The following is a 17,010-nucleotide window of genomic DNA, read 5'->3' on the forward strand; positions in this document are numbered from 1 at the left end:
GCGGGCCGGGTTCCGACTCGCTATTTTCCGCCCATCTCATCTTCGTGGCATGTGTGTAGAGTTCAGTCGCCTGCGAGCCCTTTCGCAGTACCGAATACGACCCAACATCGCCTTTCCCCTTCTAAAATAAAGAGTATTGGTCACTTCATGGCTGAAATGAAGCTTCAGGAACTTAAGAGTAAATCCCCGACGGATCTTCTGGCTTTTGCCGAATCGCTCGAGGTGGAGAATGCGAGCACGATGCGCAAGCAGGAGCTCATGTTTGCAATCCTCAAGGTTCTTGCCAGTCAGGATATCGAAATTATCGGCGAAGGCGTCGTTGAAGTCCTGCAGGATGGTTTCGGGTTTCTTCGCTCCGCAAATGCCAACTATTTGCCCGGCCCGGACGATATCTACATCTCCCCTTCCCAGATCCGTCGTTTTTCACTGAAGACCGGTGATACGGTCGAGGGTCCGATCCGTGGTCCGAAGGAGGGCGAACGTTATTTCGCGCTTCTAAAGGTCAATACGATCAACTTTGACGATCCGGAAAAGATCCGTCACAAGGTCCACTTCGACAACCTGACGCCGCTCTATCCGAACGAGCGTTTCAAGATGGAACTTGATGTTCCAACCTCCAAGGATCTTTCGCCGCGTGTCATCGATCTCGTGGCGCCTCTTGGTAAAGGCCAGCGCGGTCTGATCGTTGCTCCGCCGCGTACGGGTAAAACGGTTCTCCTGCAGAACATCGCTCATTCGATCACCGCGAATCACCCGGAATGCTACCTGATCGTCCTGCTGATCGACGAACGTCCGGAAGAAGTCACGGACATGCAGCGGTCGGTCCGCGGAGAAGTCATTTCTTCCACATTCGATGAGCCGGCGGTCCGGCATGTCCAGGTCGCCGAAATGGTGATCGAAAAGGCCAAGCGTCTTGTGGAACACGGCCGCGATGTCGTCATCCTGCTCGATTCCATCACTCGCCTTGGTCGCGCCTACAACACCGTCGTTCCTTCTTCAGGTAAGGTTCTGACCGGTGGTGTTGACGCGAATGCCCTGCAGCGCCCGAAGCGGTTCTTCGGCGCGGCACGTAATATCGAAGAAGGTGGTTCGCTGACCATTATCGCGACGGCGCTCATCGACACCGGCAGCCGCATGGACGAAGTCATCTTCGAAGAGTTCAAGGGTACCGGTAACTCGGAAATCGTTCTCGACCGCAAGGTTGCCGATAAGCGTATCTTCCCGGCCATGGATATTCTCAAGTCAGGGACCCGCAAGGAAGATCTGCTCGTTCCGCGGCAGGATCTGCAGAAGATCTTCGTCCTGCGCCGTATCCTTGCTCCCATGGGCACGACTGATGCAATCGAATTCCTCATCGACAAGCTGAAGCAGACGAAGAATAATGGTGATTTCTTCGACTCGATGAATACCTGATCATTAGCCGGATTCCTCAGATCGAGGCTGGTGAGTCGTTATGCGACCGCCAGCCTTTTTCTGTTTTAGATTGATCTGGAAGCGAACTGATAGGCTGAAGACCGTATGGAAACGTGGAACGACACCATATTCGCTCTTTCAAGCGGCGCTCCGCCGTCAGGCGTGTCTGTTGTTCGTGTCAGTGGCCCGCAAACCCGTTTTATCCTGGAAGATCTGATCGGCGGAGTTCCGTCACCAAGATCTGCCGCCTACCGAACGATTCGGACTCGGAACGGTTTGACGATCGATTCTGGACTGGTTCTCTTTTTTCCGGGTCCGGCGTCTTTCACCGGAGAGGATTCCGCAGAGTTCCAGGTCCACGGTTCGAAAGCGGTCATATCAGCTCTTTTGAGAGAACTAGCATCGTTTCAGCAAACCCGACTTGCGATGGAAGGAGAGTTCAGCCGCCGTGCCTTTGAAAATGGCAAACTTGATCTCGTTGAGGTCGAGGGACTAGCGGACCTTATTGCGGCCGAGACTGAAATGCAGCGTCGTCTGGCACTTGAGCAGAGTTCAGGTGGTCTGTCGCGCCTATATGATTCGTGGGCGGAACGAATTACGCGTTCTCGAGCGCTGATCGAGGCGGAACTTGATTTTCCGGACGAGGATGATGTTCCTGGATCTGTTTCCGATCAAGTCTGGACGTCGCTGGCAGAGCTCCGGAGAGAAATGGAAGATCATCTTTCCCATGCGGAAATGGGAGAGATCGTCCGCGATGGTTTTAAGGTCGTTATTGCCGGCGCGCCCAATGCTGGTAAGTCCAGCTTGATGAATTGGTTTGCGCAAAGGGATGTGGCAATCGTTACCGATATCGCGGGGACGACCCGTGATGTTCTCCATGTGGATATCAATCTGAATGGGTATCTGGTTAAGCTCTATGATACGGCGGGCCTGCGAGACACAGTCGATATCGTGGAGCAGGAAGGTATCAAGAGAGCACAGATGGCGCTGACCAATGCCGATCTCGTCCTCTTTCTGGCTGATATGGGTTCGGCGCTACCGGTGGATCCTGCCGACTTGGAGCGCGCCTCATCGCATGTTATTGTCGGCACTAAGTGCGATCTGTATCCTTCGGTCGATTCCTATGACCTTCAGATTTCCACAATGACGGGTGAGGGTCTTCCGGAGCTTCGGGACTATGTTTCTTCCTTTATCGAACGGAAGTTTGGGGGATTATCCTTATCCGTCCCGACACGAGGGCGGCATAAAGATTCACTCTCGAAATGTTTGAGCGCCCTATCAGCGGCAATCGATCAGGCAGAGCAGAGTTTGGAGATCAGGGCGGAATCTTTGAGGCTCGCAGGTGATCATTTGGGGCGTATCACCGGACGCGTTGACGTCGAAGATCTTCTTGGCGTCATCTTTTCGGAGTTCTGTATCGGAAAATGATTCACGTGGAACATTCGATGCGACCGAACGGGGATAGTTTCACGTGAAACCTTTTGGAGTTGCGCATGAGCGCTAGTAACTATGATGTTATCGTGATCGGTGGTGGCCATGCCGGATCGGAGGCGGCCGCTGCGGCTGCAAGAATGGGTGCGAAAACCGCTCTGATCACACATCGCCGCGATACGATCGGTGTCATGTCCTGCAATCCGGCCATTGGCGGGCTTGGCAAAGGACATCTCGTGCGTGAGATCGATGCGATGGACGGTCTCATGGGCCGCGTTGCTGACGCGGCGGGCATCCAGTTTCGTATGTTGAATAAGAAGAAAGGTGCAGCGGTTCGCGGCCCGCGCACGCAAGCCGATCGCAAGCTTTATCGTCTCGCGATGCTGGATGCGATTGAGGCCATCGAAAACCTTGAGATAATCGAAGGCGACGCATTTGACTTAGATATAAGGGATAATCGAGTCGCTGGCGTAATAATGAAGGATGGAAGGCTTTTCGCGAGCCCTTCCGTCGTTATCACCACAGGCACATTCCTACGGGGGCTTATCCATATAGGAAACGAGAAGACCCCTGCTGGCCGCACGGGGGAGCCGCCTTCCCTGGGGCTTTCGGTGACGTTCGGGCGCTTGGGCTTGAAATTGGGTCGACTGAAGACGGGGACGCCAGCGCGCCTGAATGGAAAAACGATCGATTGGGATTCGGTTGGGCGCCAGGCAGCGGATGACGAGCTGATTCCTTTTTCTTTCATGACGGATCGCATCGTGAATCGGCAGGTCGAGTGCGGGGTTACGCGGACGACCGAGGCAACGCATCGCATCATCGTAGAGAATCTGCAGAAATCGGCAATGTACTCGGGCCAAATCGAAGGCGTAGGCCCTCGTTATTGTCCTTCGATAGAGGACAAGCTCGTCAAATTTGGTGAGAGGGATGGACACCAGATCTTTTTGGAGCCTGAAGGACTGGATGACGATACCGTCTATCCGAATGGGATCTCGACCTCGCTTCCGGCCGACGTGCAGACCGCCTTTATCAGGACAATCCCGGGTCTTGAACATGTGGAAATCCTGCATCCCGGCTACGCGATTGAATATGACCACGTCGACCCGCGGGAGCTGTCGGCGACATTGGAGGTCAAGAAACTCCCAGGGCTCTTTCTTGCTGGTCAAATTAACGGAACGACTGGCTATGAGGAAGCCGGCGCGCAGGGGCTTGCTGCCGGTCTCAATGCAGCACTTTCAAGCAGCAGTTCTGCGCCCATGATCCTCAGTCGCACAGACTCCTATATCGGCGTGATGATCGATGACCTGACTTCACGCGGCGTTACGGAACCGTACCGAATGTTCACGTCGCGGGCGGAATATCGATTGTCTCTTCGCGCTGATAATGCTGACGCCCGACTTACACCGATGGCAATCGATCTCGGATGCATTTCCATGGATCGGCGTGACCGTTTTGCGGCATATCAGAGCGAACTCCAGAGCACCAGGTCACAACTCCAATCACTGTCGGTAACGCCTAGCGAGGCTCGTCGTGCAGGTCTCAACCTCAACCTGGATGGTCAGCGCCGAACAGCTTATGAACTTCTTTCCTATCCCGAATATGGTTTTGAGGATCTGCGCAGGATATGGGATGGTCTGGGCACTTTCTCCAAGAAGGTGGTGGAGGCGCTGGAGATTGAAGCAGGCTATTCGGTCTACATGGACCGTCAGGCTGCGGCTATTGATGTGCAGCGACGCGATGAGGCGCGTTTAATCCCAGATGATTTTGATTACAGCATGTTGTCGGGACTCTCGAACGAACTGAAAAATAAACTCAGTGTACACAAGCCCACCAACATCGCCCAGGCCCTTAAAGTGGATGGCATGACACCAGCGGCGATTTCGCTCCTGCTGGTACATCTGCGCCGTCACGAGGGCATCGGTAAGCAAGTCGCGTAGTGGCTGCAAGGTTTGAGAGTCTTTGGGAATGGAATTAAACGGATTACGTGTTTCACGTGAAACACATGAGCGTCTTCAGCTTTTCGCGGAGCTGTTTACAAAATGGGCCAGGGCGATCAACCTTGTCGCTCCTTCTACCATGGACGATATGTGGAGTCGGCATATCGCGGATAGCGCACAAATATTCCAGATCTCTCCTCGCCCTCAAACTTGGGTCGATCTCGGAAGCGGCGGTGGTTTCCCCGGAGTGATTACCGCGATCTTCTTGGCGGAACAGCGAGCTGGCTGGGTGCATCTGGTGGAGAGCAACAATAAGAAGGCAGCATTTCTGCGAACCGTCCTGCGCGAAACCGGCGCGAGAGGAGAGGTGCATGCCATCCGAATCGAGGATGCGCCAGCTACTGTCCCTGTCTGCGATGCCATTTCCGCCCGAGCCCTCGCCGATCTCGAAAAGCTGATCGAATTTGCGTCGCCTTGGATGGTTGGCAAAGAAAATAATCGCGCGTTTTTTCATAAAGGCCGGGATTACCAGAGGGAAATCCGGAAAGCGCATGGTCGCTGGAGTTTCGATCTGCTAGAACACAATAGCGCTGTTGAGCGAGATTCTGTAATTCTCGAAATATCAAATCTCCGGCGCTTGGTTTAACAAAGCGGATATTGCGGCAATGGCTGGCGAACGTAATCGGATTATCACCATCGCAAATCAGAAGGGTGGCGTAGGCAAGACGACCACCGCAATCAATTTGGCAACCGCTCTCGCCGCCATCGGTGAGCGGGTGCTGATTATCGATCTAGATCCACAGGGAAATGCAAGCACGGGTTTGGGTATCGATCGTCGCAATCGTAAGCTTTCCTCTTACGATCTGATGGTCGGGGAAGCCGGCGTCGCTGAGACCGCATTGGAGACGGCCGTACCTAATCTCTTTATTGTCCCGTCGACGATGGATCTCCTTGGGGTCGAGATGGAAATCTCCCAGCAGAGCGATCGCGTCTTCAAGCTCAGGAAGGCGTTGTCCTCTTCAGAGGCGCTGTCTTTTTCTTACATCCTCCTCGACTGCCCTCCCTCTTTCAACCTCCTGACGATGAATGCCATGGCGGCTGCCCATTCGGTGCTGGTGCCGCTGCAGTGCGAGTTCTTCGCGCTCGAAGGTTTGAGCCAGCTTCTGGAGACGGTCAACCAGGTGCGGCGGACGGTCAACCCGCAGCTTGACATCCAAGGTATCGTGCTGACGATGTTCGACGCTCGCAACAACCTGGCGCAGCAGGTCGTCAACGACGTACGGACTCACCTCGGTGAGAAGGTGTATCACACGCTTATCCCGCGGAATGTTCGTGTTTCAGAAGCGCCATCTTATGGCAAGCCGGCGATCCTCTATGATCTCAAGTGTGCCGGCAGCCAGGCCTATCTGCAGCTCGCATCGGAAGTCATCCAGCGGGAGCGGCAGAGGCTGGCAGCCTGAAAGAGCGCACGACAGAGTAAGCGAGTTTTGGACATGAATGACGATACATCGAAAAGACGGCTTGGCCGTGGTCTCGCAGCCCTTATAGGTGAAATGGATCAGCCTGTTCCGGCTGAGGCGGAGCGGTCTGCGGTCAGCGCCGACCGGATGATCCCCATCGAGTTCGTCACTCGCAACCCTCGCAACCCTCGCCGTTTTTTCGATGATGCCGAGCTTCACGACCTTGCAAGTTCCATTCGTCAGCACGGTATCGTCCAGCCGATCGTCGTCAGAACGCTCGCGCGGGATCGCTATGAAATCATAGCCGGCGAAAGACGTTGGCGTGCTGCGCAACTGGCGGGTTTGATCGAAATCCCTGTGATTATCAGGGACGTGGACGATAAAACGGCGCTGGAAATTGCGATCGTTGAAAACGTCCAGCGCTCGGATCTCAACGCGCTCGAAGAGGCGCTTGGCTATGAGCAGCTTATTGCTGAATACGGATATACCCAGAATGATCTCGGTGAGATTATCGGCAAGAGCCGCAGCCATGTCGCCAATTCCTTGCGGCTGTTGAAGCTGCCTGACCCCGTCCGTGAGATGCTGGCTGCCGGAAGCCTTTCCGCGGGTCATGCGCGTGCGCTGGTTTCGACGTCGGATCCCTCCGCACTCGCGCGTACAATCGTTTCTAAGGGCATGTCGGTCCGCGATGCGGAGAAGCTCGCGCAGAACGACATCAAGGCGCAGTCGGAGCCCCAGGCGCCTGCTCAAAAGAGCCCGAAGGATTCCGATACGTTGGCTCTGGAGCGCACGCTGTCAGATACGCTTGGGCTCGATGTGTCCATCAATCATAAGGCGGGTGGCGGTCAGATCCGCATTTCCTACAAGTCTCTGGAGCAGCTCGAGGAAGTCTGCCGACTTCTGGAACGCCGCTAATCAGGCTTGAGGGCGCCTTCCCGATTGCAGTGTGGTGGAGAGCAACGTCTGCATGGCGATGCTGTCTTCCAATATCTGACGCTGTCTCGTCTGCAGGACAGCGGCCTGCAGACGTTTTGTTTCACGGGAAATGGCGTCCGCGCTCCAGCTTTTCAACGCTTGTTCGATAATCGGCTTGCGGCGGAAATGAAGATGCCTGCCCAGCGTCTGCATTATTTGGGCGGGCGGCAGTCTCTTCTCATCCATCTCCGCACGCATTGTATCGAGAAGCTGAAATTGTCGGAGGCAGGCCTGGAGAACTAGAAAAACCGAGGTCTTGGAACTCGTGATCTTCTGCATTGCGTGCAGGAAGGTATTGCTGTCGCCACTCAATATCGCATCAACAGCATCGTCGACTGAAATGGCGCTGGCGTCACCAATTATTTCGGTAACGTGATGATCATCGATCGTTCCCATGCCCCGGCAATAGAGCGCCAGTTTGCGAATCTCATTTCTGGACGCAATTCTATCGCCACCGATCAGTGCGATGAGGGCTTGCCTGGCAGCCGGGGTTATGCCTAGTCCTTCGGCGGAGAGTTCGCCGTCTATCAATGCGTTCAGTGCGCGGCCATCGTCGGCGTAGCAGGGAATGGCAACAGCAGTGCGAGCGGTCTCGACCGTTTTGCGTAGAGCTGATCCCTTCTTCAGGTCGCCTGCTTCGACGATGATACTGGCTGCCTCGAGGGAAGCACCCGATAGAAAGGAAACAGCATCGACGAGATGTTTCTCGTTTGCGGCACCCCTTACCCATATCAGCTTTTCGCCGCCGAAAAGACCGATGGACTGGGCTTCATCGACCAGCCGGCCAGGCTCTTTCTGTAGATCGCCGACATCAAGCTTGGTGACGGAGAACGGATCGTTCTGATCGATGCCCGTCTTTCCAGCGATCATGCCGGCCCGCTCGGAAACAAGTCCGCGGTCCGGGCCATAGATCAGATAGATGCGGTACTGGCGAGCGGATCTTTGCAAAAATCCTTCGAACTCATGGGATTTGATTTCCGCCACGCCACCGCTCCTTTAGCGGCTGAGTGCGGCGGCAAGATCCGCTCCCACGAATTCGGCCGCTTGATTGGCGGCGCGATTTTCCGCATCGAGAATTGCTCGCTGCTTGGCAAATTCCTGGCTCGGGAAGTCAACCAGAGACGTTGCCGAGCGGCTACCTGCCTTGATGATCTGATTGTCCTTCGTCGTCCGCAACGTATAGCTGACCGTCACGTTCGCGCGTCCTGCGCGAGACGTATCGGAGGATTGAACAAGCAAAGTATCGGCAACGTATGACGAAACCTGCATATCAACCATGTAGTCCGGCTTCTCAACTTCACCGGCACCGCGGGAAGCCAGGAAAATCAGACGATTGCGAACTACCTGTCCGACACGCGTACTTGCTTCGGAAAAGCCGACGGAACCGAGCTTTTCGGTAACGCCGGTATTTTCGGAATAAAGTGGCCGGACCTGGCAGGCGGAAAGGAACGCCGTGGAGGCAAGGATCGTGACGATGCCGGCGCGGCGCGCAAGCTTGCGGGCGAAATCAGACGACAATGTTTACAATCCTCTGTGGAACTACGATGATTTTCTTCGGTGCCTGACCGTTCAAGACATTTTTCACCGCGTCCAATTCCAGCACGGCTTCGGTGACGGCATTCTGATCTGCGTCGCGCGAAATTGTCAATTCGGCGCGCTTCTTGCCGTTGATCTGCACGGGAAGGATCACGTCGTTTTCGACGACGAGCGATTCGTCATAATCCGGCCAGGCCGCATGGGCGATGAGGTTCTTGTTGCCGAGGGTCATCCAGCATTCCTCGGCCAAGTGTGGCGTCATGGGTGCAACGAGCTGGACCAGGATCTCGGCAGCGTTTCGGATGGCGGCCCGATAAGCTAGATCGCCCTCGCCGTTTGCCACCTTCGTCAGCGGGCCTGCCAGCGCGTTGACGAGTTCGTAGATGCGGGCGACTGCCTTGTTGAACCAGAGCCTGTCGTAATCGTTCTGGACGGCCTTCAGCGTCTTGTGCGCAAGCTGCGAGATCGCCAGTGCTTCGCCTTCCTTTGCCGGTTTGGGTTCGACGGCGGACAATGCCTCTGCCGCTTCAGAAATCAGGCGCCAGAGGCGCTGCGTGAAGCGATGAGCGCCTTCGACCCCGGCTTCGGACCAGATGACGTCACGATCGGGCGGAGAGTCGGACAGAACGAAGAAACGAGCAGTATCGGCGCCGTAAGACGCGATGATATCGTCGGGGTCTACAACGTTCTTCTTCGACTTCGACATCTTTTCGATCGAGCCGATGGCGATTTCCTCGCCTCCATCAAGCAGATAGGCGCTGCGCTTCCCATCGATCTCCTCGATGCGGATATCGGCGGGCGAAATCCATTCGCGGTGCATGCCGGTGCCGCGGCTATAGGTCTCATGGACCACCATGCCTTGAGTGAAGAGGCCCTTGAAGGGCTCCTTGACGTCTACATGGCCGGTCTCGCGCATTGCCCGCGTGAAGAAGCGCGAATAAAGCAGGTGCAGGATCGCGTGTTCGATACCGCCGATATACTGGTCGACCGGCAGCCACCGATTGGCTGCGGCCGGGTCCGTCGGCTGCTTCTCCCAAGGTGCCGTGAAGCGGGTGAAGTACCAGCTCGAATCGACAAAGGTGTCCATCGTATCCGTCTCGCGACGCGCATCCTTGCCACATTGCGGGCAGGAGACGTGACGCCAGGTCGGGTGGCGATCCAGCGGATTACCGGGCTGATCGAAAGTCACATCCTGCGGCAGCTTTACTGGTAGATCCTTCTTCGGAACCGGGATAACGCCGCAGTCATCGCAATGGATGACCGGGATCGGGCAGCCCCAGTAGCGCTGGCGGGAGATACCCCAGTCGCGCAGGCGGAAATTGATCTTGCGTTCGCCCTGCGGCGCATTGCCGAGCAGGGTGGAAGACAGCCTGTCGGCAACGACCTGGAAGGCTTCGTCCGTCGACTTGCCATCGAGGAAGCGCGAGTTGATCATTACACCTTCGCCGTCATAGGCGACATCGCCGACGGTGAAGCTTGCGGCATCGCCGTCCTTCGGCATGACGACCGGCACGACCGGCAGACCATATTTATGAGCGAAATCCAGGTCTCGCTGGTCGCCGGAGGGGCAGCCGAAGATGGCGCCCGTGCCATAATCCATCAGAACGAAGTTGGCGACGTAGACCGGCAGCTCCCAGGAAGGATCGAGCGGATGTTTCACGCGGATGCCCGTATCCATACCTTTCTTCTCGGCCGTCTCGAGTGCGGCAAGAGAAGTACCAGCGCGGCGGCATTCCTCGCAGAAGGCTTCGATATCGGCATTCTTGCCCGCCATCTCCTTGGCGAGCGGATGATCGGCGGCGATCGCCAGGAAGGAAGCGCCGAACAGCGTATCTGGGCGCGTTGTATAGACCGTTACTTCAGTTTCGCCGGCAGGTGCGGTTTCCGGAACGACTTCCCAGCGGACCGTCAGACCTTCGGAGCGGCCGATCCAGTTCTTCTGCATCAGGCGCACTTTTTCCGGCCACTGGTCGAGCGTATCGAGCGCGTCCAGCAGGTCCTGGCTGAAATCGGTGATCTTGAAGAACCATTGCGTCAATTCGCGCTGTTCCACCAACGCGCCGGAGCGCCAGCCACGGCCGTCGATGACCTGTTCATTGGCGAGAACGGTGTTGTCGACCGGATCCCAATTCACCTTGGACTGCTTGCGGTAAACGAGACCCTTTTCCAGGAAGTCCAGGAAAAGGTGTTGCTGTTGCTGGTAGTATTCGACGTCGCAGGTCGCAAATTCGCGCGACCAATCCAGCGACAAGCCCATCGCCTTCAGCTGTGCCTTCATCGAGCCGATATTCTGATAGGTCCAGGAGGCGGGGTGTACGCCGCGCTCCATCGCTGCATTTTCTGCCGGCATGCCGAAGGCATCCCAGCCCATCGGATGAAGGACGTTGTAGCCACGGGCGCGTTTGTAACGTGCCACCACATCACCCATGGCATAGTTGCGGACATGGCCCATGTGGATACGGCCCGACGGATAGGGGAACATTTCCAGGACGTAATATTTCTCGCGCGGATCGGAATTGTCGGTCTCGAAGACCTTTTCCTCGTTCCATTTTTGCTGCCAGCGGGGCTCAGCATCGCGCGGATTGTAACGTTCGGTAGCCATAGTATCAGAATTTCCGGAAAATCAGGGGAGGTTGGTCGAGACCTTCACCATGAAACCATCCAAGCGTCAAGTTTTGCGGGCGCTTCAGGCGTTCGATCTCGGCTTTGGGGTGATTTCGTGGAGAGAAGTCTTGGCAAGGCCACTGCAGGTGATTAGTGCATTGCCAGTGAATTATGTGTGATGTCGGGGCAGCGCGATGGAACTTCAAGAGCGGTTGAACGAGGTGCGGTCCAAGATCGCTGCGGCAGAGCGGGATGCGGGGCGCTCCGCACGCTCCGTCGAGCTTGTGGCTGTCTCGAAGACCTTCGAGGCCGACACCATTGGCATGGCAATCGAAGCGGGCCAGCGCGTCTTCGGAGAAAACCGCGTCCAGGAAAGCCAGGGAAAATGGCCGGAGCTGAAAAAGGAAATGCCCGGCATCGAGTTGCACCTCATCGGTCCGCTGCAATCCAACAAGGCTGCCGAAGCAGTTGCGCTCTTTGACGTCATCGAGACCATTGACCGTGAGAAGATTGCCCGTGCCATAGCCGAGGAAATGAAGCGGCAGGGCAAGGTGCTGCGTCTTTATGTGCAGGTCAATACTGGCCTGGAGCCACAGAAGGCTGGCATAGCACCAGATGATGCAGCGGCTTTCATACACTTTTGTCGCGATGAGCTCGGCCTCACCATCGAAGGGCTGATGTGTATTCCACCGGCAGAAGAAAATCCCGGCCCGCACTTTGCCCTGCTCGCTACGCTCGCCGAAAAATGCGGCCTGAAAAAGCTTTCGATGGGCATGTCCGGCGACTATGAAACTGCCATAGCGTTCGGCGCGACCAGCGTGCGCGTCGGCTCGGCGATTTTCGGCGCACGTTAACGAATAGCGCAAGAGTGCCCTTCGAATCAGAGGATTACTCATGATTTGAGTGGGTATCCAGCGGCCGTTGTTTGGAAAGCGATAATATTCATTAATACGAAAAAAGTTTAAGCGGGCGATTTCTCTGGTTAAGCTCAAATTGAGCAGCACCCGCGATAACTTCCTAAGCTTCTTAAATCATTGAGGAATTCCTGCCGATTTCCGAAGCTTTCCCAAAGCCGATCGATTGCGGCCGCAAGCCCTAACGAGAGCTTAAATTAAATTTTCCGCAAGGCTAATTGAGGAATTGTTAACTATGTTGGGCGCAACCATTCGTTAACGGCAATGACCCGGCTCTCTCGGGTTTTGCATGAAGCGTCGCCGTTACCGGACTCGTCCGGATGACCCCTTTCACTTTGATTGCGGAAAACGGAACATGACAAGCATCCTCACCAACAACGCTGCCATGGCAGCGCTGCAGACCTTGCGCGGCGTAAACGACAGCCTCAAGGATACCCAGGGCCGCGTCTCCTCGGGTTATCGTATCGACAAGGCTGCTGACAACGCTGCCTATTGGTCGATCGCAACGACCATGCGTTCGGACAACAAGGCCCTCTCGGCCGTTTCCGACGCCCTCGGCCTCGGCGCTGCCAAGGTTGACACTGCCTATACCGCGATGGACAATGCCATCGATGTCGTCACGGAAATCAAGGCCAAGATCGTCGCCGCGACCGAAAAGGGCGTCGACAAGACCAAGATCCAGGAAGAACTCGACCAGCTGCAGGAACAGCTGGTAAGCATTGCTCAGTCGGCTTCCTTCTCCGGTGAAAACTGGGTTGCCGGTGCTTCGGGCACGAAGAGCGTCGTCTCCTCATTCGTCCGTGACGGTTCCAATGCCGTCTCGGTCAAGATGACTGACTATGTTCTTGATGCGGGCACGCTCGGCAATGTGCTGTTCGGCATGAACAGCAACGGTACGATCCAGACGACGAGCGGCATCATTGGCACTGCATTCAACGGGACCTATGGCAACACGGTTATCGTCATGCCGTCAATTTATGCTCTCGATATTACCAACTTCACGCAAGGCCAGCTTGACGGAGCGCTTTCCGGCGTCGAACTCGTGCTCCAGGCCCTGACGAATGCAGGCTCGCAGCTCGGCTCGATATCGACCCGAATTCAGCTGCAGGAAACCTTCGTCAGCGCCCTGGGTGACTCGATCGACTCAGGCGTCGGCCGCCTCGTCGACGCTGACATGGAAGAAGAGTCTTCCAAGCTCTCTGCCCTGCAGACGCAGCAGCAGCTTGCGATCCAGTCGCTCTCGATCGCCAATTCCTCGGCACAGAACATTCTCTCGCTCTTCCGCAGCTAATAGCGCGCAGGAGAACGGCAACAAAAAACCCCGCCATTGGCGGGGTTTATTCATTTCAGGATATGACGATCTCAGAACTGATCGTCTTCATCCTCGTCCTTAGGCGTCGAACGCAGCGAGCTCAGCTTGCGGAAAACGGCATCGGCATCGATTTCCTTTTCTTCCTCGCGCTCGTAGCTTGGCGTCAGACGCTCGGTTTCCTGAGCGGACTGCAACGTTGCGCCGAGTTCGGCAGCGGTCGGCAACGGACGGCCCTTGGACGCCTTTTCCACTTCCATGTCGAGATCGATCTGGCTGCAAAGGCCGAGCGTGACCGGGTCCATCGGTGCCAGGTTTGCCGAATTCCAATGGGTGCGCTCGCGGATCTGCTCGATCGTGGACTTGGTAGTGCCGACGAGACGCGAGATCTGGGCATCCTTCAGTTCCGGATGGTTGCGAACCAGCCAGAGAATGGCGTTCGGGCGGTCCTGGCGCTTGGAAACCGGCGTATAGCGCGGGCCGCGGCGTTTGGATTCCGGCACGCGGACCTTCGGTTCGGAGAGCTTCAGCTTGTAGTTCGGGTTGCCTTCGGCGCGGGCGATCTCATCGCGAGAAAGCTGTCCGGTGGCGATCGGGTCGAGGCCCTTGATGCCCTGCGCGGCTTCGCCATCGGCGATTGCCTTGACTTCGAGCGGATGCAGTTTGCAGAACTGAGCGATCTGGTCGAAAGACAGGGCTGTATTGTCGACGAGCCAGATGGCAGTCGCCTTCGGCATGAGCAGCTGTTGAGCCATGGATATAGTCCTTCTATCGTCCGCGCCGGTCGCGGTCCGTGGATTGTCACCACAATGTCCGGGAAATATGGCGCTATATAATCGCACTGTCGCAGAATTGCAATTCTTCAGAAATGAAATGACCTTTGTCTAATTGCCGTCATCAGACTACCTGATATGAATTGCGCAATTCGAGTCCCGGTCGCTGCGTCGGAACCATCGGCCGTTGCATAGCCTTGTGAGGAGGAGTTTCCATGTCGGAGAATATCTATCCGGTTTCCAAGCCGGTGAAGACCCGTGCGCTGATCGACCAGGCTAAATACGAGCAATGGTACGAGGAGAGCATTGAAAACCCCGACAAGTTCTGGGGCAAACACGGTAAGCGGATCGACTGGTTCAAGCCTTATACCAAGGTCAAAAATACGTCCTTCACCGGCAAGGTCTCAATAAAATGGTTCGAGGACGGCCAGACGAATGTTTCCTACAATTGCATCGACCGTCACCTGAAGACGAACGGCAACCAGACCGCCATCATCTTCGAAGGGGACAATCCCTATATCGATAAGAAGATCACTTATAACGAGCTCTACGAGCATGTCTGCCGGATGGCGAACGTGCTGAAGAAGCACGGCGTCAAGAAGGGTGATCGCGTTACCATCTATATGCCGATGATTCCGGAAGCAGCCTACGCGATGCTCGCCTGCGCCCGCATCGGAGCGGTCCACTCCGTCGTTTTCGGCGGCTTTTCCCCCGAAGCGCTCGCCGGCCGTATCGTCGACTGTGAATCCACCTTCGTCATCACCTGCGACGAGGGTATCCGCGGCGGTAAGCCGGTGCCGCTGAAGGACAATACAGATACGGCCATCCACATCGCCGCCCGTCAATATGTGGCGGTCAACAAGGTGCTCGTCGTGCGCCGTACCGGCGGCAAGACAGGCTGGGCGCCAGGCCGCGACCTCTGGTACCACCAGGAAATCGCCAAGGTGAAGCCGGAATGCCCACCGGTGAAGATGAGGGCCGAAGATCCGCTCTTCATCCTTTATACTTCGGGTTCGACGGGCAAGCCGAAGGGTGTTCTGCACACGACGGGTGGTTATCTCGTCTATGCGGCGATGACGCACGAATATGTCTTCGATTATCACCCTGGCGATATTTTCTGGTGCACGGCTGACGTCGGCTGGGTCACCGGCCACTCCTATATCGTCTACGGACCGCTCGCGAATTGTGCCACCACGCTGATGTTTGAAGGTGTGCCGAATTTCCCGGATCAGGGGCGCTTCTGGGAAGTCATCGATAAGCATAAAGTCAATATCTTCTACACGGCGCCGACGGCGATCCGTTCGCTCATGGGCGCCGGCGACCATTTCGTGACGCGCTCTTCCCGTGAGAGCCTGCGCGTGCTCGGCACGGTAGGCGAACCGATTAATCCGGAAGCTTGGGAATGGTATTACAATGTCGTCGGAGACAAACGCTGCCCGGTCATCGATACCTGGTGGCAGACGGAAACCGGTGGGCATATGATCACGCCGCTGCCGGGCGCGACCGACCTAAAGCCAGGCTCGGCCACCAAGCCCTTTTTCGGCGTCAAGCCGCAACTCGTCGACAATGAGGGCAAGGTGCTGGAAGGGGCGGCCGACGGCAATCTCTGCATCACCGACAGCTGGCCGGGCCAGATGCGCACGGTTTATGGCGATCACGAACGCTTCATCCAGACTTACTTCTCCACCTACAAGGGTAAGTATTTCACGGGCGATGGCTGCCGTCGCGACGAAGACGGCTATTTCTGGATCACCGGCCGCGTTGACGACGTTCTGAACGTTTCGGGCCACCGTCTCGGTACGGCGGAAGTCGAATCCGCCCTCGTCTCGCACAATCTCGTCTCCGAAGCGGCCGTCGTCGGCTATCCGCACCCGATCAAGGGCCAGGGCATCTATTGCTATGTCACGCTGATGGCGGGCAACGAAGGTTCGGACGAACTGCGCCAGCAGCTTGTCAAACATGTCCGCGCCGAAATCGGCCCGATCGCGGCCCCGGACAAGATCCAGTTCTCACCGGGCCTGCCGAAGACCCGCTCCGGCAAGATCATGCGCCGCATCCTGCGCAAGATTGCCGAAGACGATTTCGGTTCGCTTGGCGATACTTCCACGCTGGCAGATCCGGCTGTCGTCGACGATCTGATTGCCAACCGGCAGAACAAGGCTACGGCTTGAGTTAAAGGGCTGCTCCACCATCAGGAGCGGCCTCATTCTTCCGTGCAGGAAATCGGTGGTTTGCGGCCGCCATCATAGGAGCGAACCAGCCCGTCGGTGAGCAGATCCTGTGCAGGATTGCGCCCGTCGGGTAAGGTGACATTGGCGAGAATTCGTCCGAAATATTTGTCACCACTGATATCGGTCAATTTGATGCCCGTAACGCCTGAGGTCATTTGCTCCAGCGCGTGCCGCGCCTCGCGACCAGCTCTCCTGACTTCAGGGCATTTCGAATGCATTTCGGGTGCGTCGATGCCGCGAATTCGGACATACACTTCCATCGTCTGCTGTGGCCAGGGTGTCGCGGTGACCAGCAGCGTATCTCCATCAATGACCCTGATGATTTCAGCCGAAACCGGTCCGTCGATCTCATTCCGTGCCGCAAGAGCAGGCATGGCGAGAAGGAACACGAGAAAAACAGGAGTCAACTTCATCATAAGAGGAATAA

General features: G+C 56.4%; 14 protein-coding genes. 9 read left to right on the forward strand and 5 right to left on the reverse strand.

What is annotated here, in order from left to right; all coding sequences use genetic code 11:
• Positions 1–147: 147 nt before the first annotated feature.
• From rho to FHT87_RS30645, 6 genes are all read left to right on the forward strand, one after another.
• Positions 148–1,413 carry a transcription termination factor Rho gene (gene rho, locus FHT87_RS30620; RefSeq protein ID WP_029868909.1) on the forward strand — a complete coding sequence of 422 codons (1,266 nt, stop codon included), beginning with the start codon at positions 148–150 and terminating at the stop codon, positions 1,411–1,413.
• 105 nt (positions 1,414–1,518) lie between these two features.
• The gene (mnmE, locus tag FHT87_RS30625; RefSeq protein WP_183806464.1) at positions 1,519–2,841 is read left to right on the forward strand and encodes a tRNA uridine-5-carboxymethylaminomethyl(34) synthesis GTPase MnmE; all 1,323 of its coding nucleotides are present in this window, start codon (positions 1,519–1,521) and stop codon (positions 2,839–2,841) included.
• A gap of 65 nt (positions 2,842–2,906) precedes the next feature.
• A complete protein-coding gene (mnmG, locus tag FHT87_RS30630) occupies positions 2,907–4,781 on the forward strand; it encodes a tRNA uridine-5-carboxymethylaminomethyl(34) synthesis enzyme MnmG (RefSeq protein WP_183806465.1) in 1,875 nt (624 codons plus the stop codon).
• Between the two features lie 28 nt (positions 4,782–4,809).
• Entirely contained in the window at positions 4,810–5,427 is a 618-nt protein-coding gene (rsmG, locus tag FHT87_RS30635; RefSeq protein ID WP_183806467.1) for a 16S rRNA (guanine(527)-N(7))-methyltransferase RsmG, read from the forward strand.
• A gap of 19 nt (positions 5,428–5,446) precedes the next feature.
• A complete protein-coding gene (locus tag FHT87_RS30640; RefSeq protein ID WP_183734580.1) occupies positions 5,447–6,241 on the forward strand; it encodes a ParA family protein in 795 nt (264 codons plus the stop codon).
• Positions 6,242–6,274: 33 nt separating this feature from the next.
• Positions 6,275–7,156, forward strand: a complete 882-nt coding sequence (locus FHT87_RS30645) for a ParB/RepB/Spo0J family partition protein (RefSeq protein ID WP_183806469.1) — start codon at positions 6,275–6,277, stop codon at positions 7,154–7,156.
• On the opposite strand, the gene holA is transcribed toward FHT87_RS30645, so the two are convergent.
• Genes holA through leuS form a run of 3 tightly spaced genes read right to left on the reverse strand, consistent with a single transcriptional unit; the run spans position 7,157 to position 11,354 of the window.
• Positions 7,157–8,200 carry a DNA polymerase III subunit delta gene (gene holA, locus FHT87_RS30650; RefSeq protein WP_183734578.1) on the reverse strand — a complete coding sequence of 348 codons (1,044 nt, stop codon included), beginning with the start codon at positions 8,198–8,200 and terminating at the stop codon, positions 7,157–7,159.
• Between the two features lie 12 nt (positions 8,201–8,212).
• Positions 8,213–8,734, reverse strand: coding sequence for an LPS assembly lipoprotein LptE (lptE, locus tag FHT87_RS30655; RefSeq protein ID WP_183734577.1), 522 nt, complete (start codon positions 8,732–8,734; stop codon positions 8,213–8,215).
• Complete coding sequence (gene leuS / locus FHT87_RS30660) at positions 8,724–11,354, reverse strand: leucine--tRNA ligase (protein ID WP_183734576.1); 2,631 nt, start codon at positions 11,352–11,354, stop codon at positions 8,724–8,726. Before leuS ends, lptE begins: the two co-directional genes overlap by 11 nt.
• Before the next feature lie 196 nt (positions 11,355–11,550).
• Here leuS and FHT87_RS30665 point away from each other — a divergent pair, with 196 nt between their 5' ends.
• Together FHT87_RS30665 and FHT87_RS30670 are read left to right on the forward strand one after the other, a co-directional pair.
• Positions 11,551–12,210 (forward strand): YggS family pyridoxal phosphate-dependent enzyme, encoded by a 660-nt coding sequence (locus tag FHT87_RS30665; RefSeq protein ID WP_183734575.1) that lies wholly within the window; start codon positions 11,551–11,553, stop codon positions 12,208–12,210.
• A 415-nt stretch (positions 12,211–12,625) separates the two neighbouring features.
• A complete protein-coding gene (locus tag FHT87_RS30670; protein WP_183734574.1) occupies positions 12,626–13,561 on the forward strand; it encodes a flagellin in 936 nt (311 codons plus the stop codon).
• 71 nt (positions 13,562–13,632) lie between these two features.
• On the opposite strand, the gene FHT87_RS30675 is transcribed toward FHT87_RS30670, so the two are convergent.
• Positions 13,633–14,334 carry a DUF1013 domain-containing protein gene (locus FHT87_RS30675; protein WP_112544952.1) on the reverse strand — a complete coding sequence of 234 codons (702 nt, stop codon included), beginning with the start codon at positions 14,332–14,334 and terminating at the stop codon, positions 13,633–13,635.
• A 233-nt stretch (positions 14,335–14,567) separates the two neighbouring features.
• Between FHT87_RS30675 and acs the strand changes: the two genes are divergently transcribed.
• Positions 14,568–16,523 carry an acetate--CoA ligase gene (gene acs, locus FHT87_RS30680; protein WP_183734573.1) on the forward strand — a complete coding sequence of 652 codons (1,956 nt, stop codon included), beginning with the start codon at positions 14,568–14,570 and terminating at the stop codon, positions 16,521–16,523.
• 32 nt (positions 16,524–16,555) lie between these two features.
• Here the strand turns inward: acs and FHT87_RS30685 are convergent, their stop codons facing one another.
• On the reverse strand, positions 16,556–16,999 hold the full coding sequence (locus FHT87_RS30685) for a thermonuclease family protein (RefSeq protein WP_183734572.1): 444 nt from the start codon (positions 16,997–16,999) through the stop codon (positions 16,556–16,558).
• Positions 17,000–17,010 lie beyond the last annotated feature (11 nt).

The sequence above is a fragment of the Rhizobium sp. BK316 genome (genome assembly GCF_014193695.1).
Classification (GTDB): Bacteria; Pseudomonadota; Alphaproteobacteria; order Rhizobiales; family Rhizobiaceae; genus Rhizobium.

What these genes read in the sequence shown, in the direction of transcription:
- leuS (WP_183734576.1), bottom strand. Translation starts at nt 11,354, where the DNA reads ATGGCTACCGAACGTTACAATCCGCGCGATGCTGAGCCCCGCTGGCAG.
- mnmE (WP_183806464.1), top strand. Translation starts at nt 1,519, where the DNA reads ATGGAAACGTGGAACGACACCATATTCGCTCTTTCAAGCGGCGCTCCG.
- rho (WP_029868909.1), top strand. Translation starts at nt 148, where the DNA reads ATGGCTGAAATGAAGCTTCAGGAACTTAAGAGTAAATCCCCGACGGAT.
- mnmG (WP_183806465.1), top strand. Translation starts at nt 2,907, where the DNA reads ATGAGCGCTAGTAACTATGATGTTATCGTGATCGGTGGTGGCCATGCC.
- FHT87_RS30685 (WP_183734572.1), bottom strand. Translation starts at nt 16,999, where the DNA reads ATGATGAAGTTGACTCCTGTTTTTCTCGTGTTCCTTCTCGCCATGCCT.
- acs (WP_183734573.1), top strand. Translation starts at nt 14,568, where the DNA reads ATGTCGGAGAATATCTATCCGGTTTCCAAGCCGGTGAAGACCCGTGCG.
- rsmG (WP_183806467.1), top strand. Translation starts at nt 4,810, where the DNA reads ATGGAATTAAACGGATTACGTGTTTCACGTGAAACACATGAGCGTCTT.
- FHT87_RS30645 (WP_183806469.1), top strand. Translation starts at nt 6,275, where the DNA reads ATGAATGACGATACATCGAAAAGACGGCTTGGCCGTGGTCTCGCAGCC.
- FHT87_RS30675 (WP_112544952.1), bottom strand. Translation starts at nt 14,334, where the DNA reads ATGGCTCAACAGCTGCTCATGCCGAAGGCGACTGCCATCTGGCTCGTC.
- FHT87_RS30670 (WP_183734574.1), top strand. Translation starts at nt 12,626, where the DNA reads ATGACAAGCATCCTCACCAACAACGCTGCCATGGCAGCGCTGCAGACC.
- FHT87_RS30665 (WP_183734575.1), top strand. Translation starts at nt 11,551, where the DNA reads ATGGAACTTCAAGAGCGGTTGAACGAGGTGCGGTCCAAGATCGCTGCG.
- FHT87_RS30640 (WP_183734580.1), top strand. Translation starts at nt 5,447, where the DNA reads ATGGCTGGCGAACGTAATCGGATTATCACCATCGCAAATCAGAAGGGT.